This window comes from Nonomuraea sp. NPDC003804 (assembly GCF_040610675.1).
GTDB lineage: Bacteria > Actinomycetota > Actinomycetes > Streptosporangiales > Streptosporangiaceae > Nonomuraea.
On the sequence record NZ_JBEXMT010000013.1, the window covers coordinates 52941 to 77847 of the forward strand.

Annotated in this window: 25 protein-coding genes and 1 tRNA gene; 10 read left to right on the plus strand and 16 right to left on the minus strand. The window is 71.4% G+C overall.

Annotation, left to right across the window (positions count from 1 at the left end):
- Positions 1-37: 37 nt before the first annotated feature.
- The 4 genes from ABZX22_RS19290 (at position 38) to der (ending at position 4317) form a co-directional block, all read left to right on the plus strand.
- Entirely contained in the window at positions 38-661 is a 624-nt protein-coding gene (locus ABZX22_RS19290; protein ID WP_354910638.1) for a TetR/AcrR family transcriptional regulator, read from the plus strand.
- Entirely contained in the window at positions 658-2037 is a 1380-nt protein-coding gene (locus tag ABZX22_RS19295) for a carotenoid oxygenase family protein (protein ID WP_354910641.1), read from the plus strand. Before ABZX22_RS19290 ends, ABZX22_RS19295 begins: the two co-directional genes overlap by 4 nt.
- 104 nt (positions 2038-2141) lie before the next feature.
- The gene (gene cmk / locus ABZX22_RS19300) at positions 2142-2834 is read left to right on the plus strand and encodes a (d)CMP kinase (RefSeq protein WP_354910644.1); all 693 of its coding nucleotides are present in this window, start codon (positions 2142-2144) and stop codon (positions 2832-2834) included.
- Between the two features lie 97 nt (positions 2835-2931).
- Complete coding sequence (gene der, locus ABZX22_RS19305; protein ID WP_354911006.1) at positions 2932-4317, plus strand: ribosome biogenesis GTPase Der; 1386 nt, start codon at positions 2932-2934, stop codon at positions 4315-4317.
- A 124-nt stretch (positions 4318-4441) separates the two neighbouring features.
- Here der and ABZX22_RS19310 read toward each other — a convergent pair whose 3' ends face one another.
- The gene (locus ABZX22_RS19310; RefSeq protein ID WP_354910646.1) at positions 4442-4879 is read right to left on the minus strand and encodes a DUF6220 domain-containing protein; all 438 of its coding nucleotides are present in this window, start codon (positions 4877-4879) and stop codon (positions 4442-4444) included.
- A 351-nt stretch (positions 4880-5230) separates the two neighbouring features.
- Between ABZX22_RS19310 and aspS the strand changes: the two genes are divergently transcribed.
- Positions 5231-6484, plus strand: coding sequence for an aspartate--tRNA(Asn) ligase (aspS, locus tag ABZX22_RS19315; protein ID WP_354910648.1), 1254 nt, complete (start codon positions 5231-5233; stop codon positions 6482-6484).
- Here the strand turns inward: aspS and ABZX22_RS19320 are convergent.
- The 15 genes from ABZX22_RS19320 to ABZX22_RS19390 all read right to left on the minus strand — a co-directional run bounded on the left by ABZX22_RS19320 (position 6435) and on the right by ABZX22_RS19390 (position 20907).
- Positions 6435-7928: an MFS transporter gene (locus tag ABZX22_RS19320; RefSeq protein WP_354910650.1), complete on the minus strand. Its 1494-nt coding sequence runs from the start codon at positions 7926-7928 to the stop codon at positions 6435-6437. The two genes, aspS and ABZX22_RS19320, sit on opposite strands and share 50 nt — an antisense overlap.
- Positions 7925-8569 carry an LppX_LprAFG lipoprotein gene (locus ABZX22_RS19325; RefSeq protein WP_354910652.1) on the minus strand — a complete coding sequence of 215 codons (645 nt, stop codon included), beginning with the start codon at positions 8567-8569 and terminating at the stop codon, positions 7925-7927. Before ABZX22_RS19325 ends, ABZX22_RS19320 begins: the two co-directional genes overlap by 4 nt.
- Positions 8570-8585: 16 nt before the next feature.
- Entirely contained in the window at positions 8586-9044 is a 459-nt protein-coding gene (locus tag ABZX22_RS19330) for a MarR family transcriptional regulator (RefSeq protein ID WP_354910655.1), read from the minus strand.
- A 108-nt stretch (positions 9045-9152) separates the two neighbouring features.
- Positions 9153-9782: a 4'-phosphopantetheinyl transferase superfamily protein gene (locus ABZX22_RS19335; RefSeq protein WP_354910657.1), complete on the minus strand. Its 630-nt coding sequence runs from the start codon at positions 9780-9782 to the stop codon at positions 9153-9155.
- Between the two features lie 32 nt (positions 9783-9814).
- Positions 9815-10783, minus strand: coding sequence for a hypothetical protein (locus tag ABZX22_RS19340; RefSeq protein ID WP_354910659.1), 969 nt, complete (start codon positions 10781-10783; stop codon positions 9815-9817).
- Positions 10784-10789: 6 nt separating this feature from the next.
- Positions 10790-12304 carry an MCE family protein gene (locus tag ABZX22_RS19345; protein ID WP_354910662.1) on the minus strand — a complete coding sequence of 505 codons (1515 nt, stop codon included), beginning with the start codon at positions 12302-12304 and terminating at the stop codon, positions 10790-10792.
- Entirely contained in the window at positions 12301-13329 is a 1029-nt protein-coding gene (locus ABZX22_RS19350) for an MlaD family protein (protein WP_354910665.1), read from the minus strand. Before ABZX22_RS19350 ends, ABZX22_RS19345 begins: the two co-directional genes overlap by 4 nt.
- Positions 13326-14387: an MCE family protein gene (locus ABZX22_RS19355; protein WP_354910667.1), complete on the minus strand. Its 1062-nt coding sequence runs from the start codon at positions 14385-14387 to the stop codon at positions 13326-13328. Before ABZX22_RS19355 ends, ABZX22_RS19350 begins: the two co-directional genes overlap by 4 nt.
- Positions 14384-15409 (minus strand): MlaD family protein, encoded by a 1026-nt coding sequence (locus ABZX22_RS19360; protein ID WP_354910669.1) that lies wholly within the window; start codon positions 15407-15409, stop codon positions 14384-14386. The genes ABZX22_RS19355 and ABZX22_RS19360 overlap by 4 nt, the downstream gene beginning before the upstream one ends.
- Positions 15409-16467: an MlaD family protein gene (locus ABZX22_RS19365; RefSeq protein WP_354910671.1), complete on the minus strand. Its 1059-nt coding sequence runs from the start codon at positions 16465-16467 to the stop codon at positions 15409-15411. Before ABZX22_RS19365 ends, ABZX22_RS19360 begins: the two co-directional genes overlap by 1 nt.
- A 1-nt stretch (position 16468) precedes the next feature.
- The gene (locus tag ABZX22_RS19370; RefSeq protein WP_354910673.1) at positions 16469-17491 is read right to left on the minus strand and encodes an MlaD family protein; all 1023 of its coding nucleotides are present in this window, start codon (positions 17489-17491) and stop codon (positions 16469-16471) included.
- Between the two features lie 3 nt (positions 17492-17494).
- On the minus strand, positions 17495-18349 hold the full coding sequence (locus tag ABZX22_RS19375) for an ABC transporter permease (RefSeq protein WP_354910676.1): 855 nt from the start codon (positions 18347-18349) through the stop codon (positions 17495-17497).
- Positions 18349-19140 (minus strand): ABC transporter permease, encoded by a 792-nt coding sequence (locus ABZX22_RS19380; RefSeq protein ID WP_354910679.1) that lies wholly within the window; start codon positions 19138-19140, stop codon positions 18349-18351. The genes ABZX22_RS19375 and ABZX22_RS19380 overlap by 1 nt, the downstream gene beginning before the upstream one ends.
- 230 nt (positions 19141-19370) lie before the next feature.
- A tRNA-Met gene (locus ABZX22_RS19385) sits at positions 19371-19444 on the minus strand.
- Positions 19445-19512: 68 nt separating this feature from the next.
- Positions 19513-20907, minus strand: coding sequence for an aminopeptidase P family protein (locus tag ABZX22_RS19390; RefSeq protein WP_354910681.1), 1395 nt, complete (start codon positions 20905-20907; stop codon positions 19513-19515).
- A gap of 147 nt (positions 20908-21054) precedes the next feature.
- Between ABZX22_RS19390 and ABZX22_RS19395 the strand changes: the two genes are divergently transcribed.
- From ABZX22_RS19395 to ABZX22_RS19415, 5 genes are all read left to right on the plus strand, one after another.
- Positions 21055-21483 (plus strand): CBS domain-containing protein, encoded by a 429-nt coding sequence (locus ABZX22_RS19395; protein WP_354910683.1) that lies wholly within the window; start codon positions 21055-21057, stop codon positions 21481-21483.
- A gap of 33 nt (positions 21484-21516) precedes the next feature.
- Positions 21517-22119, plus strand: coding sequence for a hypothetical protein (locus ABZX22_RS19400; protein WP_354910686.1), 603 nt, complete (start codon positions 21517-21519; stop codon positions 22117-22119).
- Positions 22116-22370 carry a Smr/MutS family protein gene (locus tag ABZX22_RS19405; RefSeq protein WP_354910689.1) on the plus strand — a complete coding sequence of 85 codons (255 nt, stop codon included), beginning with the start codon at positions 22116-22118 and terminating at the stop codon, positions 22368-22370. The genes ABZX22_RS19400 and ABZX22_RS19405 overlap by 4 nt, the downstream gene beginning before the upstream one ends.
- Before the next feature lie 89 nt (positions 22371-22459).
- Positions 22460-23221: a cyclase family protein gene (locus tag ABZX22_RS19410; RefSeq protein WP_354910692.1), complete on the plus strand. Its 762-nt coding sequence runs from the start codon at positions 22460-22462 to the stop codon at positions 23219-23221.
- On the plus strand, positions 23218-24867 hold the full coding sequence (locus tag ABZX22_RS19415) for a thiamine pyrophosphate-binding protein (RefSeq protein ID WP_354910694.1): 1650 nt from the start codon (positions 23218-23220) through the stop codon (positions 24865-24867). The genes ABZX22_RS19410 and ABZX22_RS19415 overlap by 4 nt, the downstream gene beginning before the upstream one ends.
- Positions 24868-24907 lie beyond the last annotated feature (40 nt).

Below are 24907 nucleotides of genomic sequence, written 5' to 3' on the forward strand. Positions count from 1 at the left end.
TAACAGTGTTACCGCAAAGAAACGGCGTTACCGACCTATGACGGCATACAGCGAGGCACAGCAGGTCGGGCAGGAGGCCGTCCGGGCCGCGATCCTCGACGCCACCACTCATCTGCTCGTCGCCGAAGGGCCGGGGGCGCTGACCGTGCGCCGGATCTCGGGCGCGGTCGGCTGCTCGACGAAGGTGATCTACACGCTGTTCGGCGCCAAGGAGGGGCTGGAGGAGGCGCTCTGGCTGGAGGGCTTCGCCAGGTTCGAGCGCGCCCTGCGGACCGGTCGCACCTCCGCCGACCCGCTGACCAGGCTGCACGAGTGCGGGGCCGCCTACCGCGCCTACGCCCTCGCCGAGCCCGAGTACTACCGGGTGATGTTCCAGGGTGCGCTGCCCGGGTTCGTGCCCGACGCCGCCGCGCTGGCCGCGGGCCGCAGGGCCTTCGACATCCTGTACGCCGACGTGGCGTCCTGCCTGGAGGCGGGACAGCTGCGCGGCGACGCCCAGGAGATCGCCGACCTGCTCTGGATGGCCGCGCACGGCGCGACCAGCCTCGAACTGTCCGGGCACTTCGGCCCGGTCGAGGCCGAACAGCGTTTCGTCACGCTGTGCGCCTCGGTGCTCACCCCGTTCCTGCCCGGCCCGCCCGACGAGAGGACACCGTCATGACCACCCCCTTCAGGGGCGGCTTCGCCCCCGTCGCGGAGGAGATCACCGCCTTCGACCTGCCCGTCACCGGGCGCGTCCCCGCCGAGCTGTCGGGCCGCTACCTGCGCAACGGGCCCAACCCGCTCGGCCTCGACGACCCCGCCGCCGCGCACCTGTTCCTCGGCCAGGGGATGGTCCACGGGGTACGGCTGCGCGACGGCAGGGCCGAGTGGTACCGCAACCGGTGGGTCCGCAGCGCCGACGTGGCCACGCGCCTGGGGGAGGAGCCGCGTCCGGGGGCCGTCCACGCCGACTTCGACTTCGCCGCCAACACCCACGTCATCGGCCACGCGGGGCGCACGTTCGCGACGGTGGAGGCGGGCGGCCGGCCGTATGAGCTGACCTACGAGCTCGACACGGTCGGCCCGTGCGACTTCGGCGGCACGCTGCCCGGCGGCTACGCCGCCCACACCAAGCTCGACCCGCACACCGGCGAGCTGCACGCCATCGCCTACTACTTCGGCTGGGACCACCACCAGCACGTGGTCATCGACCCGCAGGGCAGGGTCAGCAGGACCGTCGACATCCCGGTGGCCGACGCCCCGATGGTCCACGACCTGGCGCTGACCCAGCGCTACGTGGTGATCTACGACCTGCCCGTCACCTTCAGCATGGACCACGCGGCCAGGGGGGTGCCGCTGCCGTACAGCTGGAACGACGACCACCCCGCGCGCATCGGGCTGCTGCCGAAGGACGGCGGCGGCCCGGTGCGCTGGCTGGAGGTGGAGCCGTGCTGGATCTTCCACACCCTCAACGCCTACGACGACGGCGACCAGGTGGTCATCGACGTGGTGCGCTACCCCAAGAGGTTCGTCGACGCCCGGCTCGACCTGGGCGGCGTGCCCACGCTCGACAGGTTCACGCTCGACCTCACCTCGGACAAGGTCACCGAGACCAGGCTCGACGACCGGGCGCAGGAGTTCCCCCGCGCCGACGAGCGGCTCACCTCCCTCCCCTACCGGTACGGCTACGCCGCCGCGGCCGACGACCTGGCCGACCTCGTCTACCCCGGCGACAGCGACCTGGAGGACCTGCCCGACACCGCCTTCGGCAACGCGCTCATCAAGCACGACCTGGCGGCCGGCACCCAGGAGACGCGTGAGCTGCCCAGGGGCGTCGCCGCGGGCGAGCCCGTCTTCGTGCCCGCCGAGGGCGGCGTGGCCGAGGACGACGGCTACGTCATGGCCTTCGTCAACGACCCCGGCAGGGGCGCCACCGACCTGCTGATCCTCTCCGCCCAGGACTTCACCGGCGAGCCGGTCGCCACCGTGCACCTGCCCGCCCGCGTCCCCCTCGGTTTCCACGGCAGCTGGGTGGCCGACACGGGCGCGGCCTGAGCGCCGGACCGATCCCGTCGCCGTCCCGCGCCGCTCCGTGTCTGTCTGCATGGGCATAAGGCGGTAGCCTCTTGAGGTTGGGAAAACGTGAAGAGGGAGAGGCCGTGACCGCTCTGGTCGTCGCCATGGACGGGCCTTCGGGGTCGGGTAAGTCGAGCGCGTCGCGCGGGGTGGCCCGCGCGCTGGGGCTGCGATACCTGGACACCGGGGCGATGTACCGCGCGATCACCTGGTGGATGCTCCAGCGGGGCGTCGACCTGACCGACCCTGCGGCTATCGCGGCCCGCGCGGGCGAGCCCTCGCTGGTTTCGGGCACCGACCCCGACGACCCCACCGTCCACGTCGACGGCGTCGACGTGGCGGAGCCGATCAGGAGCCAGGAGGTGACCGGCGCGGTGTCGCTGGTGGCCGCCGTGCCCGAGGTGCGGGCCAGGCTCGTGGAGATGCAGCGGGAGATCATCGGCAAGGGCGACATCGTGGTCGAGGGCCGTGACATCGGCACCGTGGTCGCACCCGACGCCACGCTCAAGGTCTACCTGACCGCCAGCGCCGACGCCAGGGCGCTGCGCCGTACGGCGGAGCTCAACGTCGAGACGGGCGGCCCGGACACCACCACGGTGGAGGCGCAGCGCGCCGCGATGGCCAGGCGCGATTCTCTTGACTCGACACGGAAGACCGACCCTCTCTCGATGGCGGATGGCGCCGTCGAGATCGACACCACGCCGCTCGACCTCGACCAGGTCATCGCGGAGGTGCTGAGGCTGATCAGGGAGCGATCGAGCCAGGACGAGTCCTAGTTCGGCCGCGCCCATACACCGAGCGCGCCTGAGGCCAGGTGCGGTACTCAAAGGAACGAGACACGTGACTACGGGGGAGTACGACGACTCCGGCTGGATCGAGGCCGAGCTCGCCGACATGCGGATCCCTGACCACAGCGCCGACGAGCAGGTGGCGCTGCCGGTGGTGGCCATCGTCGGCCGGCCGAACGTCGGCAAGTCGACGCTGGTCAACCGCATCATCGGCCGCCGGGAGGCGGTCGTCGAAGACGTGCCGGGCGTGACCCGCGACCGCGTCACCTACGACGCGAACTGGCGCGGCAGGCGCTTCACCGTCGTCGACACCGGCGGCTGGGACCCGGACGCCACCGGCATGAACCTGCGCATCGCCGAGCAGGCCCAGGTCGCGGTCGAGCTGGCCGACGTGATCGTCTTCGTGGTCGACGCCGTCGTGGGCGCCACCGACGCCGACGAGATCGTCGGCGGCGTGCTGCGCGCCTCCGGCAAGCCGGTCATCCTGGTCGCCAACAAGGTCGACAACCAGCAGATGGAGCTGGAGGCGCACGCGCTGTGGTCGCTCGGCCTCGGCGAGCCGTACCCCGTCTCGGCGTTGCACGGCCGCTCCTCCGGCGACCTGCTGGACGTGGTGCTCGACGCGCTGCCGGAGACTCCCGCGCAGACCTTCGGCCAGGCGAGCGGCCCCCACCGGGTGGCGCTGCTCGGCAAGCCCAACGTCGGCAAGTCGTCCCTGCTGAACAAGCTGGCGGGCGAGGAGCGGGTGCTGGTCGACCCGATGGCCGGCACCACCCGCGACCCGGTCGACGAGCTGATCGACCTCGGCGGCACCACCTGGCGCTTCGTCGACACCGCCGGCATCCGCAGGCGCGACAGGGAGCTGCAGGGCGCCGACTTCTACGCCGCGATGCGCACCCGCGCCGCGCTGGAGAAGGCGGAGGTGGCGATCGTGCTGATCGACGCCTCCCAGCCGCTGACCGAGCAGGACCTGCGCATCATCGGCCTGGTCATCGAGTCGGGCCGGGCGATGGTCGTGGCCTTCAACAAGTGGGACCTGGTCGACGAGGACCGGCGCTACTACCTGGAGAAGGAGATCGACCGGCAGCTCGTCCGCACGCCGTGGGCGCTGCGGGTCAACATCTCCGCCAAGACCGGCCGCCACATGGACCGGCTGGTCCCGGCGATCGAGAAGGCGCTCGACTCGTGGTCCACCCGCGTGCCGACGGCACGGCTCAACGCCTTCCTCACCGAGCTGGTCCAGCAGACGCCGCCGCCGGTGCGGGGCGGCAAGCAGCCGAAGATCCTCTTCGCGACGCAGGCGTCGACCGAGCCGCCCAAGTTCGTGCTGTTCACCTCGGGGTGGCTGGAGGACACCTACCGGCGCTTCATCGAGCGGCGCATCCGCGAGGAGTTCGGGTTCGCGGGCTCGCCGATCGAGGTGACGATGAAGATCCGCGAGAAGAAGAAGGGCGCTCCGGCCAAGAAGTAGGCCGCCGCCCGGCCCGCGCCCCTCTCCGCCCAGGAGGGGGGCGCTTCGCCTTTCCAGGAGACTCCAGGAGACCGGTCCAGAGACCGGCGTGGTCGCGTCCGGGAGGAGACCGGCGCGGTCGTGCTCACACCGCCGGGACGGCGACCGCCCGGGCGTGGGCCCGCGCGCCCCGCGACGCCGAGATGGCCGCGCCGAGCAGCAGCACGCCGACGACGGCGTGGAAGCCCAGGACGAACAGGCTCGCGGGCGTGGTCCTGTCCATCGTCGCGCCGGCCAGTTCGGCCAGCGGGAACAGCACGAACATCTGGACGGCGACCAGCACGATCGGCGCGGCGCCGGCGGCGATCACCTTGCCCGGCGCCCGCGCGATGGCCGCGATGATCGTCGTGATCAGGGCGACGGCGGGGATGACGATGAAGCCGTTGGCGACGTGCCAGTTGATGGCCGCCGCGTCCGGGTCGGCGGGCCTCGGCGTCTCGAAGGCGCCGTAGGTGGCCAGGTAGAACTGCAGGACGACGAGGGCGAGCTGGACCACGGTGCAGACGACCAGAACCTTGCGCATGTCGTGCTCCTCGGGGGGATCGGTCCTGCCATGCTGCGCCCGAGACACCCGGCCGGGCATGAGTAGGCCCATACTCAGCTGTCCGGTAGCGCGTGGTACTCTCCTGCGCAACACGTTGAGGGAGACGAGTAACCCGGATCGTCAACGGCCGAGAGAGCCGCCGGAAGCTGGGAAGGCGGTCCCGCGACCCCGGGCGAAGACACTCCTGAGTGCGGGGAGGAAATGCCCCGCCGGGCTGACCTCCGTCACAGGGTCGGATGAGGCCGCTCACGAGGCGGCGAAGGCGCGGTGGCACCGGGAGTTCCCTTCTCCCCCGCGTCCCCAAGGGATCATGCGGCTCAAGGAGTTGTGATGATCTCTCGTGTCCTGTCGGCAGAGCTCGCCGAGCATGCCGGGCAACGAGTGAAGGTCGCCGGGTGGGTGCACCGCCGGCGGCAGCTGAAGTCCGTTTCGTTTCTCATCGTGCGCGACCGCGCGGGTCTCACGCAGGCGGTCACCTCGGGTGACCTGCCGGTGGAGGAGAGCGTCGTCGAGGTCACCGGCACGGTCACGGTCAACCCGCAGGCGCCCGGCGGCGTCGAGCTGACCTCGCCGGAGATCGCCGTGCTGGCCGAGCCCGCCGTCGCGCCGCCGTTCGACCTGTACCGGCCGGGGGTCCCGGCGTCGCTGCCCACCGTCCTCGACCACGCGCCCGTCGCGCTGCGGCACCCGGCGTTGCGCGCGCCGTTCGAGATCGCCGCGGCCGGCGTGGCGGGATTCCGGTCGGCGCTGGACGCCCTCGGCTTCACCGAGATCCACACGCCGAAGATCGTCGCCTCGGCCACCGAGTCGGGCGCCGACGTCTTCGGCATCGACTACTTCGGCCGGCCCGCCTACCTGGCCCAGTCGCCGCAGTTCTACAAGCAGGCGATGGTCGGGGTGTTCGAGCGGGTCTACGAGGTCGGCCCCGTCTTCCGCGCCGAACCCCACGACACCGCCCGCCACCTGGCCCAGTACACCTCGCTCGACGCCGAGCTGGGCTTCGTGCGCGACCACCGCGACGTGATGGCCGTGCTGCGGGAGGCGATCGCCGGCATGACCGAGGAGGTACGGCGGCGCGCGGCCCAGGCCGTCGAGACGCTGGGCGTCACGCTTCCCGAGGTGCCGCAGGAGATCCCCGCGATCCACTTCACCGAGGCGCAGGCGCTGACCGGCGAGGACGAACCCGACCTGTCACCCGCGCAGGAGCGGTGGCTGTCGGAGTGGGCGCGGCGCGAGCACGGCTCGGAGTTCCTGTTCGTCACCGGCTATCCGATGGCCAAGCGGCCCTTCTACACCCATCCCGACCCGGAGCGGCCCGGCTACTCCAACGGCTTCGACCTGCTGTTCAGGGGCCTGGAGCTGGTCACCGGAGGGCAGCGGCTGCACCGGTACGCCGACTACCTCGCCGCGCTGGGCGGCGACACCGGGCCGTACGAGGGCTACCTGTCGGCGTTCGCGCACGGCATGCCGCCGCACGGCGGCTTCGCGATCGGCCTGGAACGCTGGACCGCCAGGCTGACGGGGGCCGCCAACGTCAGGTCCGCGACGCTCTTCCCGCGAGACCTGCACCGGCTCGCACCCTGACCAGCACGGCGACCGCCGCGCCGAGCACGCACAGCGCGGCGGTCGCCACGAACATCTCGCTGTACTCGGTCCGCAGCGCCGCCTGCACCTTCGCGGTGTAGTCGGCCAGCTGCCGGGCGTAGGTCGCCGCGTCGACGCCGAGCGGCAGCGGGGTGTCGAGGTCGGCCGTCAGCGACTGGAAACGGTAGAACCCCCACGCCGACACCGCGGCGATGCCGATCAGCATGCCCATCATCCTGGCCACCACGACCGCGGCGGAGGCGACGCCGTGCTGGGCGGCGGGCATGACGCGCAACGCGGCGGAGGAGACGGGCGCGATCACCACGCCCAGCCCGGCGCCGGCGATCACCAGCTCGAGCGGGCCGGTGAGCGAGCCCGACAGCAGCCAGTAGCCGGCCGTCGCCACCAGCAGGCCCGCCGCCATGACCGGCGGCTCGCCGTACCTGCGGGTCAGCAGGCCGCCGGCGAGCGCGCCGGCCACCAGCGCGCCGAGGAACCAGGCCAGCGTCAGCGCCCCGCCCAGCGCGTCGGCCCCGAACAGCGTCTGCGCGGCCAGTTGCACGAACACCATCGTGACCAGCAGCGCCGCGCCCGACAGGAAGCTGACGCCGAGCGTGGCCAGCAGCGGCCGCTTGGCGATACCGGTGAGATCCAGCAGCCGGACCGGTGAGCGGATCTCCCACCACACGAACGTCGCCCCGACCAGCAGGCCGGCACCGATCAGCGCCGGCCCCCAGGCGGGCAGGACGGCCTTGGCCGGATCGGGGTTGTACAGCCCCGCCACCAGCAGCCCGAGCGCGACGGCCAGCAGCGCGCCGCCCGTCACGTCGACCCTGCCGCCGCCCGTCGCCGAGGGCGGGACGGTCCGCTGGACCGCGACCGCCGCCAGCCCGGCCAGCGGCACGTTCAGCCAGAAGATCGCGTGCCAGCCGCCCAGGTCCACGCCGAACAGCGTGAAGGCGGGCAGCAGAGCCACGACCGCGCCGTAGAGCGGGCCCAGCGCGCTGCCCAGCTCCTGCGCCGCCCCCACGGCGCCGAGCGCCACGGGCCGCTCGTCGTCCTCCCACAGGTCGCCGACCAGCGCCATCGTGATCGGCAGCAGCGCGCCGCCCGCGATGCCCTGCACGGTACGGCCGGCCACGACCATCGGCAGGGACGCCGCCAGCGCGGTCAGGACCGAGCCGAGCGCGAAGCAGGCCAGGCAGGCGTGGATGAGGGGACGCCTGCCGTACCGGTCGGACAGCTGGCCCAGCAGCGGCATCGCGGCCACGTAACCGAGCAGGAACCCGGTGACCACCGGGGTGGCCCGCTCCAGCCGGTTGACGGGGACGCCGACGTCCTGGGCGATGCCGATCAGGACGGTGACGACCACGTAGGCGTCGAGGGCGGCCAGCAGGACGGCGGTGCCGCCGACCCCGAGGGCGACGTTGCGGCGCAGGCTCATCCGGCGGGCGGGGTGATGGTGAAGCGGGCGTCGTAGTCCGCCAGCGTCACGGTGACGGAGCCGCCGTCGAGCGGCAGGTCGATCCGGTTCAGCCGGCTGGAGGCGGCGTCGATCCAGAGCTTGCCCTTGATGTCGGAGGTGACGCCGGGGATCAGCGTGCCCATCGTCCTGCCGGGGAAGGTGGCCGCGACGCGGTAGGAGCCGTCCTCCTCCGCCTCCGTGACCGGGTCACCGAGGCCGCCGAGGAGGGAGGAGATGCCGGTGTCCGGGTCGAGGAGCGTCGACGGGTCGTAGCCCACGCCCGCCATCAGCAGCCGCTTCGGCAGCTTCTGGTAGCCGCCCGTCATGGCCTTGAAGTGGACGGTGTCGCCGACCACCACGAAGCTGAACTCCTGCAGGCTGTTCATGAGAAGGACCTGCAACGTGCCGTCGGCCTCGCCGGTCGCGGTCAGCCTGCCGTCGGCCCGCTTGAGCTGGATCTTCGGCGCGCCGTCCGTCGTGATCGCGAACGAGGCGCTGGTCACCGCCTTCATCGCCGCCGCCGACTTCTTCACCAGCTCGGGGCCCGGCGGCAGGGTCTCCTGGCCGGCACAGGCCGTCAGCGCGAGCGCGAGGACGACGAGGAGGAGCTTTCGCAGCATGCCCGGATCGTAGCGCTCAGCGCAGGCTCTTGAGGTGCTCGAGAATCGGGTTGTAGGCCTGTTCGAGCGCCTGCAGCTGGTCGTCGGTCAGCAGGTCGACGAAATGGTCGCGGACGCTCTGGACGTGATACGGCGCGACGCGCTGCATCGTGGCCCACCCGTCGTCCGTCAGCACCGCGAAGGTGCCACGCCGGTCGTCGGCGCAGTCCTCCCTGGTGACCAGGCCGGCCGCCTCCATCCGGGAGATCTGGTGCGACAGGCGGCTGCGCGACTGGATCGTGGCGTCGGCGAGGTCGCTCATGCGCATGCGCTTGCCCGGAGACTCGGAGAGGTTGACGAGGATCTCGTAGTCGTTCACCGACAGGCCGAACTCCTGCAGGTCGATGCCGAGGCGGTGCATGAGGAGCTTGTGCACGGCGAGGTGGGCACGCCAAGCGCGCTGTTCTGTCGTGGTAAGCCAGCGAGGCGTGCTCATGATCCCAATTTACCTCTCCGGCGGCGCTCACGACCGCGTCGCACCCCAAACGCCTGCCGCGCAGGGGCGGGGACGACGAGGGCCTAACCGTGGAAATGCACGACGACCCTATTTCGCCGGGATCCGGACGGCAGGACGGTCGGTGATGACCGTCACCAGCACCGACCCGGGCGCCGTCCACTCCAGCAGATGACGGCCCCGCCACTCCTGCCGCTCCAGCGCCGCCAGCTCCGACAGGTCCACCTCGCCCAACCGGTCGAGGGTCAGCTCGCCGCGCTTGACCAGCGCCTCCTTGCGCGCCCAGATCCTGATGAGATCCGCGTTGCCGGTGACCAGCGCGCGCTCCCTGCCGGTGAGCGCCTGCCCGGCCAGAGCCTCGTCGAGGGGCCCGTCGGCCACCCGCTCGGCGTCGACGCCGACCTTTCCCTCACCGACCGCCGCGCAGACGTAGCCGTGGGTGTGGCTGAGGCTGACACCCAGCTCGGGATGCCCCTCCAGGTACGGCCGGCCGTGCCCGGCGCCGTGCACGTCGCAGTGTTGCAGCAGGGTGACCCGGTCGGGCGGCAGGTCGAGGTAGGCGGCGGCGCAGTGCCGTACGAGGAGGTGGGCGGCCACGAACGCGCGCCGGTCCGCCTCGCGGACGAACCTGGCGGCACGCTCCCGCTCGGCACCGGTCAGCCACCCCTCCGAACCGGTGATCTCCTCGACCGGTCCGCCCATCGCCAGAGGATCACGCATCCGCCCAGCCTAGAGGTCGGGAGGGGATGGTCCTAGCCCTTCTTGTCGAGCTTGGTCTCGGTCTCCTTGGCCGCGCCGAGGACGGTGACGTCGCTGACCTTCCACACGCCCTTCTGCTTGATCATGACCAGCTTCAGGTGCGTGCCGAGGACGTTGCGCACCGCCTCCTTGCTGGTGACCTGCTGGTCCACCGAGACCAGCGCCTTGGCGGAGGCGTCGTCCAGCTCGGACAGGTACACCTCGCGGACCGTCGCCTTGGAGACGGCCTCCAGCTTCACGATGACCTGTTCCATCGGGCCGCCGAACGCCTCGTCGTAGGTGGCCAGGAAGTCGCCCGCGGTCATCGCGATGACCTTGCCGCGGGTGGTCTGCAGGTCCTTGTAGTCGTAGCTGAGCAGGGTGGTGGCGAACGCGCCGGCGGCGCCCGACACCTCCAGACGCAGGAGGCGGTCGTGCTCCAGCGGGGCCAGCCGGTCCTGGAGGCGGCCCGCGCTGATCCACTGGAGCACCGCGGTCGCGCCCGCCGTGGCCAGCACCAGCGCCAGCACCGCGCCGATCGCCACGCCGCGCCACCGCGCGCCACGTCCTCCACCCGTACGGCCGGCACCCCCGTCCCCGGTCTCCCTGGCCGCGTCCCCGGTGGCGTCTCCGGTGGCGTCCCCGTTGGCGTCCCCGGCCGCGGTGCTCGCGGTCTTGGAGGCGACGGGCGGTGGATCGACGGCCTCCGAACCCTCTGCCTCCGGACCGTTGGTTCTCGAGGCCGGTGCCGCCAGAGTCTGTGCCCCCGGAGTCTGTGCCCCCGGAGTCTGTGCCTCTGGGGTCTGTGCCTCTTGGGTCTGTGCCTTCGGGGTCGCCGCGCCCTCGGGGACGCCAGCCTTCGGGGCGTCGGTCGTCGAGGGACCGGCCTCCGGGACATCGGGCCGCGCGGTCTCGGCTCCCGAGATGTCGGCCTCCGGTTCCTCGCGGGTCGTCTCCTCGGCGAGGGACTGCTTGGTGGTCATGTGTCGTCACTCCGTTCCGCGGCGGCGAGAGGACCGTCCCACCGCGATCCAGCCCAGCACCCCGCCGCAGACGACGAGGGCCAGCAGGATCGCGACGACGAGCGGTGCGAGGTTCTGGGAGGCGGCGGCCGTGGGTGCCGCGCCCTCGGCGGCCGGGGCGGACGGGCCGGCGTCCCGCGGCAGAGCCTCACCGGCGTCGCCATCCGATCCGGTATCGCCGTCGGTGCCGGGACCGGCGTCGGCGCCGGTCTTGTCCGCGCCCGTCGTGGCGTCCGTGTCGGCCTGGGCGTCGGCCTGGGCGTCGGCCTGGGTGTCGGCCTGGGTGTCGGCCTGGGTGTCGGCCTGGGTGTCAGCGGGCTCGGTGTCGGGTGCGGACTCCTGCGGGGCGGTGCCGGTCTCCGGTGCGGTCGTCGGGGCGTCCTCGTCCTCGTGCGGACCCCGGTCCACCGTGAAGTCGACCGTGGTGACCGGCGCGTGCTTCGGGCACTCCAGCAGCGGCGCCATCCTCGGCGGCCCGATCGGTTTGTCGTACTCCTCGGCGGGCTGCGGGCCGCCGGGGACGCTGAAGATGAACGTCGTCCTGCCGTACACGGTGCCGTCCGGGCGCTTGTCGCTGATGTCGTCGGTCAGGCTGAGCGCGGTCGGCACGACGCTGAGCAGGTGGTGGACGTCGCGTTCGGTCGCGGCGGAGAAGGCCGGCCGGTGCGGCAGGCCCGCGGCGGTGAGCGTGCACGACAGGCCGGGCCTGGCCCTCCTGATGAGGGTGTCGATCTGCCCGAACACGCCGGGCCCGTGGTCGAGGAAGGCGTGCAGGTCCTTGCGCGACTCGCGCAGCGAGCCGGTCACGGTCGCCAGGTCGGAGATGCCCGAGGCCAGCTTCTCCCTGCGGCCGGCCAGGGTTCCGGTCAGCCGGGTGAGCTGGACGGCCAGCTCGTCGAGGGTCCTGGAGTTGTCGGCGAGGGTGTCGGTCAGCCCGTGGGCGTCGTCGATGATGCTCCTGATCGTGGGCGCGCGGCCGTCCAGGGCCACCGCCAGCTCGTGGGTGACCGTCTTGGCGTCCTTGGCGGGGACCGCGTTGAGCAGCTTGCCCACGCCTTCGAACAGCTCCTTGTAGTCGAGCGGCACGCTCGTCCTGCGCACCGGGATCACGTCGCCCGGCGCGAACGAGGGCCCGTCCACGCCGGTCTCGGGCGGGGTCAGCTCCACGTACGGCTCGCCGATGGCCGACTTGCGCCGCACCTCGGCGGTGCTGGCCCTGGGCAGCCTGATCTCCCTGTCGATGTCGAGCCCCACGACGATCTTGCCGGGCGCGAGCCGTACGTCGCCGATCTTGCCGACGCGGACGCCCAGGTAGGCGACGTCGAAGCCGCGCACCAGGCCGGGGGAGGAGACGAACTCGGCGGTGATCCGGTACGGCTGGGTGATCACGTCGAGCTTGATGATCGTGCTGAACGCCCAGACCGTCATCACGACGCCGAGCAGCGCGAAGAAGCCCAGGTTGAGGTAGATGCGGGGTCTCATCGCGGCGGCTCCCACAGCAGCCGGAAGTCGTCCTTGCGGTTGGGCTGCGGGCCGGGGTCGACGTCGGGCCGGTTCGGGATGACGCCCTTGTTCTTCGGCAGCAGCAGGCCCTTCAGCCAGATGTAGATGAGCACCTGGCCGTTGACGGTGATCGGCGGGAGGTCGATGTAGGCCTGCATCCTGGTGACCAGCGTCTTGAGGTCCTCCTTGCCGCGCAGCATCGACGCGCTGATGGCGTCCACCTCCCGCAGCAGCGTACGCAGCCGGGCGGCGTGGCGCGGGTAGACCGTGACATTGGCCTCTTTCGCCAGTTTCGTCAGCGCGACGATCGCCTTCTTGATGTGTTTGCGGCCGTGCTTGACCCGGTCGGTGGCGGCGGCGAGGGTGCCGGGCAGCCGGTCGAGCTCCTTGCTGCCCTTGGCGAGCTGGCCGCCGAGCGCGGCCAGCCCCTCGATGGTGGCCGCGATCTCGGTCCTGGCGGCCGCGTAGCTGTCGGTGACCTGCGCGGTCTGCCTGATCAGCCGGTTGAGGTCGTCGCCCTTGCCGTCGAAGGCGGTGGCGGCGGCGTCGAGGATGGCGTTGACGTCCTGCGCGCCGAGCGCCTCGATCAGCGGGCCCGCCTTGGCGGTGACCTGCTCGATGTCGGGCTCGACGCTGGTGTCGGTGATCGTCGCGCCGCTGGGCAGGAAGGGCCCGGTGGCCATGGTCCTGCCCTTGGGCAGGGTGAGCAGCACGTAGTTCTCGCCGAGGATCGAGGTCTTGGCCACCGTGGCGCTGGTCCCGGTGGGGACCCGTTTGTCCTCCTCGATGGCCATCGTCACCCTGGCCCGGTAGCCGTCGAGCCGTACGTCGGTGACCGTGCCGACCCTGACGTCGGAGATCTGCACGCTGTGGCCGACCACCAGGCTCTGCACGTCGGAGAAGGTCGCCGACAGCGTCAGCTCGCCCTGCGTCGCGCCGACCGTCTGCAGCGTGCAACCCGAGGTGGTCAGGGCCAGGGCGAGCGCGGCGTGTCTGACTCTCATCGGCTCCCTCGCTCGTAGGGGCAGTTGCTCAGGCCGCCCGGCAGGCAGCTCATCCTGGGCAGGTTGAGCGACTCGAACAGGGGCGCCAGCCACGCCCTGGTCATCGCGTTGAGCACGACGCGGATCTTGAGGACGTGCTGCTCCTTGTCCCAGGCGTCGACGACCACGTCGGCGAAGTCGGCGGCGCCCTTGATGGCCTGGGCGAGCTGCTCGCTGTTGGCGCGCACGGTGAGCACCATCTCCGACAGCGTGGCGACGCCCTGGGGCAGGCGCTCCTGGTAGGCCTCGATGAGCACGTCGCCCCGCCGTACGAACTCGGCCATGCCGGCGACGAACCCGCGCAGCCGCCGGCGCTCCTCCGCCAGCGTGGCGCTGGCCTCGGCGAAGGCGTCGATGGTCTTGGTGACCTGGCCCTCCCGCTCGTTGAGGCTGGTGGCCAGCCTGTTCAGGCCCTTGGCCAGGTCGATGAGCTGCTTGTCCTGGGCGGCGAGCGTGCCGGTCAGCTTCGCGGTGTCGGCCAGCGCGTTGTTGATGGTCTTGCCGCGGCCCCGTACGCCGTCGGCCAGGTCGCCGGCCACGTCGCCGAGCTTGTCGGAGTCGAGGGCCTCGGTGAGCTTGGTGAAGGCGTCGAGGGCGTCGTCGATCTCCACGGGCAGGTCGGTGCGCCCGAGCGGGATGACCGCGCCGGGGGCGATCTTCGGCTTGCCTGGCTTCCACGGCGGGTACAGGACGACGTTGCGTTCGCCCAGGGTGTTCTGCGGGGCGACGACGGCCTTCACGTCGTCCGGCAGCGGGATCTCGGGGTAGACCGACATGTCCACCCTGACCTTGTCTCCCTCGATGGTGATCTTCTCCACGGTGCCGGCGTCCAGCCCCATGACCTTGACCCTGGCCTGCTCGTAGAGGCTCGGAGCCTTGGCGAAGATCGCGGTGAGGTGGTAGGGCGCGGGGCCGAGCAGCGAGCAGCCGCCGGTGGCGGCGAGCAGGACGGCCATGACGAGCATCGCCATGCCGCGCCGGGCGAGGGTGCGCGGGCGCCGCCGCGTGCCGGGGCTCATCGGTCGTTCTTCCTGTCCTTGGCGATCGCGGCCAGCACCTCGGGGTTGATCGGTCCCAGCCCGGTGGCGATGGCCTCGATCCACGGCCCCTGCCCGCCCATCGTCGACAACCCCGCGAACGTCGGGCCGGCCCACCCCAGCACGGAGTTGAACTCCTTTCTGCTCCCGGTCAGCTTCGTGGTGATCGCGCTGGTGTTGTCGAGGGTGTCCACCAGGCTCTTCTCGTGCTCGACGATCAGCTTGGTGGTGCCGGCGACCAGGTCGCTGCCGTCGCCCAGGAGCGTGCGCAGCTCGGCCCTGCGCGCCCGCAGCTCGTCCAGCATGACCTCGATCGAGTCGATGAGCCGCCCGATCTGCTTGTCCTTCTTCTCCAGGACGTCCATGATCTTGGTGCCGTTGTCGAGCAGGCGCTGCAGGTCGGGCTGGCTCCTGCTGATCGTGTCCGACAGGTCGCCGATGTTCTTCAGCAGGCGCGTCACCCGTCCCCGCTTGGCCAGGTCCACCTTGCCCAGCTCGGTGAGCAGCTTGTCGACCGCCTCGGTGTCGAGCCGTTTCACCAGCCTGGTGGCGTCCTTGAGCGCGTCGTTGACCAGGACGGGGGTGCCGGTGCGCTCGACCGGGATGGTCCGCTGCCCCTCGGGCAGCTGGTCCAGGTACGGCGCGGCCACCGGCCCGGTCAGCTTCACGTAGCGCCCGCCCAGCAGGTTGGACAGCGTGATGTCGGCCCGGGTGTTCCTGCCGAGCCGTACCTCGCTGTCGACCTTCCAGGTGACCACCACGTGACCCTGCCCGTAGTCGGGGCGCACCTCGGTCACCTCGCCCACGCGCACGCCCGCCACCCGCACGTCGTTGCCCGTCTTCAGGCCGCCGGAGTCGACGAAGATCCCCGACATGTAGTAGCCGCCCTCGAGCAGGCCGAGCGTGCCGACCAGGAACGTGCCGACGAACAGCGAGACGAGCACGCCGAGGGAGACGAGCCCCACCGCGATCCTGTTGCGGTCGCGGAACGATTTCAGCGCCATCACCCACCCACCATGAGCCTGCGCAGGTCCTTGGAGCTCTGGATCCTCAGGCTCTCCCGCAGCGGCGGCGGCGACTCCATGGGATAGGGGCACGGCTGGGGCCCGAGAGCCACGCACGGGACCGCCGAGATGAAGTAGTGGCCGCGGTTGACGCTGGCGTAGGCGCGGCTGAACAGCGGCCGGATGGTGTTCACCGTCCTGTCGACCTTGTTCACGTTGCGCCGGATGCCGGAGGTGAGCCGGGCCAGGCTGTCGGTGACCGCGCCGAGCTCCTCGGCGTTCTTGCCGAGCACCTCGTTGGAGACGCGGAAGGTGGTCGACAGCTCCACCAGGGACTCGTCGATCAGCCTGCGGTTGTCGGCGAACGACTCCGACAGCGTCACCAGGTTGTCGACCAGGCGGGAGATCTGCCGGTCGCGCCTGGCCACCACGCCCGTGACGGTGGCGTAGTCCTTCAGCAGCTGCCGGATGAGCTCCTTGCGCTGGTTGACCGTGCCGGTGATGTCGTTGACGTTGTCGAGCAGGCGGGGGATGTTCTCGTGGTTGCCCTCCAGGGCCTTACCGGCGGCGGTGAGCAGCTGGTTGATCTGCTCGGGGTCCAGGCTCCTGGTGAGCGGGCCGAGGTCGCTGACCAGCTCGCCGATGTCCACGACGGAGGCGGTGCGCGCGATGCGGGCGCCCGGCGCGAGCCGGTCGGGGGCGGTGCCGGGGACGAGGTAGACCACGCGCTGCCCGACGGCGTTGCGCCACCTGATGGCCGCCTCGCTGTCGGAGGGGATCCGCACCGCCTCCTGCACCTCCAGCGTCACCTCCGCCCTGCCGTCGACGACCCGGATGGAGCGCACCTGGCCGACCGGCGCGCCGGCGATCTTGACCTGGTCGCCCACCAGCAGCCCCGAGACGTCGTCGAAGGTGGCGACCAGCGGGTATCCGGCGTCCGTGCTGACCCGGGCGATCTGTACGGCGAGCACGGCGATCAGCGAGACGGTGACGGCGAAGAACAGGCCGAAGCGCAGGAGCGTCCAGCGGCGCACGACGCGTTCCCTGGAGACGGCCATCTCAGCGCTTCCTCCCGTCCGTCGGACCGCAGGAGCCGACGATCAGCTCGCAGATGTCGGTGGCGACGAACGCCTCCACCTGGAGCTGGCGGTTCCCGTCGGGGCCGGGCGCCTCGATGAGCTTGTTGAGCAGGTCGACCAGCGTCGTGATGCCGCGCACCCCGTCACCCGCGAGGCCGAGCTGGGCGTAGATGAGCGCGGTCACCCGCTCGGCGGAGTGCACGCCCTCGCGCAGGTTCCGCCGGTGCTTGCGCAGGCCGTGGGCGCCGAGCGCGGAGACGTCGGAGATCTGGTCGAGCAGGACGCGCACCTTCTCGGCCCGCTCCAGCAGGCCGGGGGTGATGGTGTTGACGTCGGCGCCGATCGCGACGATCTCGTCGCCCTTGTCGGCGAGCGTGGCCGACAGCGCGGCCGCGTCGCCGAGGAAGCGCCTGGCCCGCTCGCGGTGCCGGTGCGCGACGCCGACCACGGTGCCCGCGTCGTCGACGAGCTCGCGCATCTTGCCGCCCTTGCCCTCCAGACCCTTGGCGATCGTGTGCACGATGACCGTGACCTCGCGCGGGTCCACCGCGTCCAGGCCCCGGTAGGCGTCGCCGAGCGAGTCGGACAGGTCGAGCGGACCCTCCGTGTCGGTGATCACGGCGCCGGCCCCCAGGTAGGGGCCGCGCGCCTCACCGGAGCCGAGCCGCAGGTCGACGAACTTGGGGCCGAAGACCGAGCTCGGCTCGATGGAGGCGGCGGTCGTCTGCGGCAGCCGGACGCCGGGCTGGATGTGCATGGTGACGACGGCCTGGCCCTTGGCGTTCAGGTCGACCGCGGTCACGTCGCCCACGGTGATGCCGCGGATCTTGACGGGGGAGTTGGTGTCCATGCCCTGTCCCGCGCGGTCGAAGACCGCCTGGACCTTGGTGCCGCTGATCTCGGTGACGCCGCGCACGAGGAAGAAGCCCGTCGCCACCAGGACCACGACCACGACCAGCGCCACGGCCATGCGGGCGGGCAGGGACAGCTCGTGACGGCCCATGGCTCACCCCGTCAGCTTCACGCCGCTGCCGTCCCCCCAGAACAGGAACGACAGCAGCAGGTTGAGCAGGACGATCGTGACGATCGACTGGCGGATGGCGCGTCCCGCGGCCACGCCCACGCCGACCGGGCCGCCGGTGGCGTAGAAGCCGTAGTAGCAGTGGATGACGATGACCACGAACGCGAAGACGGCGACCTTGATCACGCTGTAGACGATGTCGCTGACCGGCAGGCCGATGTAGAAGTAGTAGTCGTAGACGCCGGGCGCCATCCCGAACAGCACCGTGCACATCAGCCGGGTGGCGAAGAAGCTGGCGAACAGCGCGATCAGGTAGATCGGAAGCAGCGCGACCAGCGCCGCGACGACCCGGGTGCAGATGAGATAGGTGAAGGCGTTGATGCCCATCACCTCGAGCGCGTCGATCTCCTCCGAGATCCGCATCGCGCCGAGCTCGGCGGTGAACGACGAGCCGACCTGTGCCGCCAGCGCCACCGCCGCGATGATCGGGGTGATCTCGCGGACGTTGGCGAAGCTGCCGACCAGGCCCATGAACGACTCGGCGCCGATCGCCTGCAGGCCCTGGTAGCCCTGCAGACCCACGGTCGCCCCCACGACGAAGGCCATCGTGAACACCACGAAGATCATGCCGCCGCCGACGACCGTCGCGCCGACACCCACGACCACGTCGCTGACCTGGCGCATGACGACCTTGAAGTACTTCAGGCGCAGGATCACGTCGCGGACGGAGTAGAAGAGCACCTTCCAGACGAACAGCGGCCAGTCGGCCAGGCGCGCGAAGCGCTCGCCCGCCTCGCGGCCGGCTGCCGCCAGGCGCAGGCCCGCCGTACGGGTGACCATCACAGCACCTTCGGGGGGAAGGCGAGGAAGTAGATCGCGGTGATCACGTAGTTCATCGCGAAGACCAGCATGAAGGTGACGACGGTGGCCCTGTTGACCGCGCGGCCCACGCCGACGGGGCTGGTGGCGCAGGTCATGCCCATGTAGCAGGACACCGCGGCGGCGACGAAGCCGAACACCCACGCCTTGAACAACGTCACCACCAGGTCGGTCGGGACCACCAGCGACAGCGCCCCGTCGAAGTAGGCGCCGGGGGTGACGCCCTGGACGACCACGTTGAAGAAGTAGCCGCCGGCCGCGCCCGCCACGATCACCAGCGGGGCCAGGCACACCGCGACCGTGCTGGCCGCCCACATGCGCGGGGTGACCAGGCGGTGGATCGGGTTGACCGCCATGACCTCCATCGCGGCCAGCTCGTCGCGGATGTGGCGGGCGCCGATGTCGGAGGTCATCGCGCTGCCTCCGGCGCCGGCGATCAGCAGCGCGCTGGCCATGGGGGCCACCTCGCGCACCAGGCCGACGAAGACCGCGCTGCCGGTGGCCGAGGAGGCGCCCAACTGCCAGGCCAGCTCGCCCACCTGCAGCGCCACGGTGGCGCCCAGGGGGAGCGAGACCAGCAGCACGGGCACGCTGGTCACCCTGGCCAGGAACCAGCACTGGGTGACGAACTCCCACCACCAGGCCTTGACGTCCCAGGTACGGCGCAGGCCCTCCAGGGCGATCACGAACAGCTCGCCCACCTGGCCCAGCACGCTCGCGGCCTTGCGGCCGACGTACCCGGTCAGCGCCATGACCACCTCGGGGGCTCGACTATGGATCAGTCACCTTACTGACGGGTAGTCCAGTAAGTCGATGGTTCCCTGGGAATTTGAGGAAAAGGTATGAGACGCAGCTCACAGGTTGTCAGCCCGCCACGAAAAGTGACGGCCCTGTGACCTTCGGGCGTCCACCGCCGCGGGAGCGCGCGGGCCGGGGCAAAGCGAAAGGCCCGGCCGTGATACACGGCCGGGCCTTTCCGAAGTAGCGGGGACAGGATTTGAACCTGCGACCTTTGGGTTATGAGCCCAACGAGCTACCGAGCTGCTCTACCCCGCGTCGACATGCATAAGACTAGCAGCTCGGCGGGAGTGCTCGGACACGTTTGCCTGAGTGCGCGGCCGCGCTCAGCCCAGCAGGGTCGCCATCCAGCCCTCCACCTCGTCAGGGTGACGGGGCAGCCCCGCCGACATCAGCCTGGCGCCGTCGGCGGTGACGACCAGGTCGTCCTCGATCCGCACCCCGATGCCGCGGAACTCCTCCGGCAGCGTCAGGTCGTCGGCCTGCAGGTAGAGGCCGGGCTCCACGGTGAGGACCTGGCCCTCCTCCAGCACGCCGTCCAGGTAGCTCTCGGCCCTGGCCTTGGCGCAGTCGTGGACGTCGAGGCCGAGCATGTGGCCGCTGCTGCAGACCGTGTAGCGGCGGTAGAGACCGCTCTCCATGAGCCGGTCCGGCGAGTCCTTCAGCACCCCCCAGTCGTGCAGGCCCTCGCAGATGACGCGCATGGCCGCCAGGTGGAAGTCGCGGAAGCGCGCGCCCGGCCTGAGCGTGGCGATGGCCGCGCTCTGCGCCTCGTACACCAGCTCGTACACCTGTCGCTGGACAGGGGAGAAGCGCCCGGACAGCGGCAGCGTCCTGGTGATGTCGGCGGTATAGAGGGAGTCGGTCTCGATGCCGGCGTCCAGCAGCAGCAGGTCGCGCTCGTCCAGCCTGCCGTCGTTGCGGATCCAGTGCAGCACGTTGGCGTGCGCGCCGGAGGCGACGATGCTGTCGTAGCCGACGGCGTTGCCCTCCAGGCGCGAGCGCAGGCCGAAGACACCCTCCAGGTACCGCTCGCCGCGCACCTGGCCCAGGGCCGCCGGTACGGCCCGCACCACGTCCTCGAACCCGCGGGTGGTCGCGTCGACCGCGAACTGCAGCTCGGCGACCTCCCACTCGTCCTTGAGCAGCCGCATCTCCGACAGGAAGGACTCCAGCTCCGCGTCACCCTCGCCCGGCGCGACCCTCGCGTCCACGCTCGCGTCGACGCCGCGCAGCACCCGCGCGGGCCCGCCCAGCGACAGCTCGCCGATGTGCGCGGTCGCCACCTGGTACAGGTCCTGGGCCTCGCCCAGGTCGGGACGGCGGCCCACCCAGAACTCGCCGAAGCGCCGGTCGCGGTAGAACTCCTGGCTGCCCGCCCGCGGCGAGCGGGGGCGCAGGTAGAGCACGGCCTCGCCGGTCGGCTCGATCACCAGCACGTCGTCGGGCTCGGTGTCGCCGGTCAGGTAGGCGAAGGCGCTGTGCGTCCTGAACCGGTAGTCGCTGTCGTTGCTGCGCACCTTCAGCGAGCCGGAAGGGATGATCAGCCGTTCGCCCGGGAACCGGGCGGCCAGCGCGGCGCGCCGCTTGGCCGTCCAAGGCGCGACGGGAAGCGGCTCGAGGCCGGTCTGCCGGGTGTCCGCCCAGCCCGTCTCCATGAAGGCGGCCAGCTCGTCGGTGATGGGCAGGTCGTGGCTGCCGGTGTTCAGCTTCTCGGACAATGCTGATCCCTGGGGTAGGAGGTGATATTTCACATGGTACGACGCCCGCGCCCCCCTGCACCTTAACGGCAAAAACAATGTCGCTCGTGATTGGTCCGAGTGAGCCCAGGGGAGAGTCAGGGGTACCTACAGCCGAGGCGGTGGTCCATGCTCATCGGAACGATCTTGCGGGGCAAGGGATCAGACGTGGTGACGGTGCGCCCGGACGCCACGGTGCGAGAATTGCTGACCAGGCTTGCCGACTACAACATCGGCGCCGTCGTCGTGTGCGGGGACGACTCGGTGATCACCGGGATCGTGTCCGAACGTGACGTCGTGCGCAGGCTCAACGACAGGGGCCCCGAGGTCCTCGACGCTCCTGTCTCGGACATCATGACGGCCGAGGTGCGCACCTGCCAGATCGACGCCAACGTCGACGAACTGCGCAGGACGATGACCACGCACCGCATCAGGCACGTGCCCGTGATCGACGCGGGACGCCTGGTCGGCATCGTGAGCATCGGAGACGTGGTCAAGAGCACCATCGAGCAGCTCGAGACGGAGAAGGCCTCGCTCGTCGACTACCTGCACCGCTGACCGGAGGCGGGGGGACATGGCACGCTTGTCCCCGTGACGTACGGCCACCCCCCGCCACCACGCGCCTCGAGCAGCCCGACGCTGATCCTGCTCGCCTCTGGGCTGACCGGGATCCTCGGCTTCCTCATCGGCTTCTTCGCGGGCCTCGGATCGTCGGAGCCCGCCGCGGCGCCGCCGTACTCGGCGCCGGAGATGACCGTGACCATGGAGAGCCCGTCGGAGAGCCCGTCGGAGAGCCCGTCGGAGACGCCGACGGGCGGGATCGCCACGGCACCGACGGGAGCGCCCACGGGAGGCACCGCCACGGGCCCGGCCACCGGCGGTCCGGCGCCGAGCCGGCCGCCCGCCGCGGTCCCCTCCGGGGAGTCGTCCGTGCCCTCGGCGGGGCCTTCAGCGGGGCTGCCGCTGGGCAGCGGCATCCAGGTGGTCGGCACCGACATCCAGCCGGGCACCTACAAGACGGAAGGCCCCGCCGCCGGCCAGCCGTTGTGCTACTGGGCCCGGCTGAAGGGCACGGGTGGCGATCCCGGCGACGTGATCACCAGCGGGATGCCCAGCGGGCCCGCGACCGTCACCATCGAGGCGACCGACAAAGCCTTCCAGAGCGGGGGCTGTGGACCATGGGTGAAACTGTGAAACTCAAGCTCGACCTGCACGACATCTACAACAAGGGCGACCAGATCGACAGGGCGCTGCGGGGCATCATCGACGAGGCCATCCGCAAGCGGGCCACCGAGGTCGAGATCATCCCGGGCAAGGGCAGCGGGCAGCTCAAGAAGAAGGTGCTGCGCTTCCTCGACCAGAAGGAGATCAAGGCGCTCTACCACCGCATCGACAAGGACGCCAAGAACCACGGGCGGCTCTTCGTGTACTTCCGCCACAAGTGAGCGCGGGGCGGAGCAGCCGATCAGGTGCCGGGAACACGCGCAAGCCGCTGTCCGTGGGAGGAACCGGGGGAGCGGGGAATGATGCGAGCATGTCGATCCTGCGAAACTTCCTGGAAAGCGTGCGCACCGGCGGCATCGAGGTCATCGACCTGACCGCGCCCCTCTCCGACCAGACGCCGATCCTTCAGCTCCCCGAACCCTTCGGGAACACGATCCCCTTCCGGCTGGAGGAGATCAGCCGCTACGACGACCGCGGTCCCGCCTGGTACTGGAACGACATCCACACCGGCGAGCACACCGGCACGCACTTCGACGCCCCCGTCCACTGGGTGACCAACCGCGACGGCCAGGATGTCTCCCAGGTGCCCGTGCAGCGCCTGCTCGCGCCCGCCGTCGTCCTCGACTTCGCCGCCGAGGCGTCCAAGGACCCCGACTTCCTGCTCGAGGTGGAGCACGTCGAGGAGTGGGAGCGGGTCAACGGGCCGCTGCCCGCGGGGGGCTGGCTCCTCTACCGCACCGGCTGGGACGCCAGGTCCGACAGCCCCGCCGACTTCCTCAACGAGGGCCACTCGCCCGGCATCTCGGTGGAGTGCGCGCGCTGGCTGGCCAGGCAGGCGCCGATCATCGGCGTCGGAGTCGAGACCGTCGGCACGGACGCCGGCGCCGCCCACTCCTTCGACCCCGCCTTCCCGTGCCACTCCTTCCTGCTCGGGGCAGGCAAGTACGGCCTGACCCAGCTGCGCAACCTCGACAAGCTCCCGCCCACGGGCAGCGTCGTGGTCGCGCCCCCGCTGCCGATCGTCGGCGGCTCGGGCAGTCCCGTCCGCGTGCTCGCGCTGGTCGAACGGTGACCGTCGCGGCGCTGGTCGGCCGGATCCTCGCCGAGCTCGGCGTGGAGACGGTCTTCGGCGTGGTCGGCAGCGGCAACTTCCACGTCACCAACGCCCTCGTGGCCGGCGGCGCCCGCTTCGTGGCCGCCCGGCACGAGGGCGGCGCCGCGACCATGGCCGACGCCTACGCGCGGATGAGCGGCCGGGTCGCCGCCGTCTCGGTGCACCAGGGCCCGGGGCTGACCAACGCGATGACCGGCATCGCCGAGGCGGCCAAGAGCCGTACCCCGCTCATCGTGCTGGCCGGCGAGGCGACCCAGGTCCGCTCCAACTTCCACGTCGACCAGGACGCGATGGCCCGCGCCGTGGGCGCCACGGCCCTGCGGGTCCGCTCGGCCGGGACCGCCGTCGAGGACACCGTCGAGGCGTTCCTCACGGCGCGGGCGGGCCGTACCGTCCTGCTCAACCTCCCCCTGGACGTGCAGAGCGAGGCCGCGGACCGGGACGAGGCGTGGAAGGCGGCCGTCCTGAGCGCCCGCACCGCCGCCGAGCCGCTCTCCGCCCCGTCCGAGGAGGACGTGGCCCGGCTGGCCGGCCTGCTGTCCGGCGCCGAACGGCCGGTGTTCGTCGCCGGTCGCGGCGCCAGGCACGCCCGCCGCGAGCTGGAGGCCCTCGCCGACCGGGCGGGTGCGCTGCTGGCGACCTCCGCCGTCGCCAAGGGCCTGTTCCGGGGCAGCCCGTGGGACCTCGACGTCAGCGGCGGCTTCGCCTCTCCCCTTGCGGCCGAGCTGATCGCGGGCGCGGACGTGCTGGTGGGCTGGGGGTGCGCCCTCAACATGTGGACGACCAGGCACGGCAGGCTCATCGGCCCGCGCGCCAAGGTCGTCCAGGTCGACCTCGACCCGGACGCCATCGGCGCCCACCGGCCCGTCGAGCTGGGCGTCGTGGGCGACGTCGCCCGGGTGGCCACGGCGGTGACGGCGGCGCTCGGCGGCACGCCGTCGCGGGCCTCCTGCCGCACGCCGGAGCTGGCCGCGCGGATCGCGGGGGAGGTGCGGTGGCGCGGCGTGCCGTACCAGGACGAGAGCGGGGACGGCAGGATCGACCCCAGGACGCTCACGATCGCGCTGGACGACCTGCTGCCCGCCGACCGCGTCGTCGCCACCGACTCGGGCAACTTCATGGGATATCCGGCGATGTTCCTCGACGTCCCCGACGAGCGGGGGTTCTGCTTCACGCAGGCCTTCCAGTCGATCGGTCTCGGCCTGGCCACCGCGATCGGCGCGGCGGTGGCCCTGCCGGACAGGCTTGCCGTGGCCGCGCTGGGCGACGGCGGCGCGCTCATGGGCATCGCCGAGCTGGAGACCGTGGTACGGCTCGGGCTGCCGATGGTGATCGTGGTCTACGACGACGAGGCCTACGGGGCCGAGGTGCACCACTTCGGGCCGTCGGGGCACCCGCTCGACACGGTCACCTTCCCCGCCGTCGACCTGGCCGGGATCGCCCGCGGGTACGGCTGCGCGGCGGTGACCGTCACGGAGCGGGGTGACCTGGACGCGGTCGCCTCGTGGCTGGAGGGGCCGAGGGATCGGCCGCTCCTGGTCCATGCGAAGGTCAGCGGGAGTCATGGGTCGTGGTGGCTGGAGGAGGCGTTCCGAGGCCACTGACCGCCCCCTCGGGCCGGCGGGGTGCCGAACGGCGGGCGTC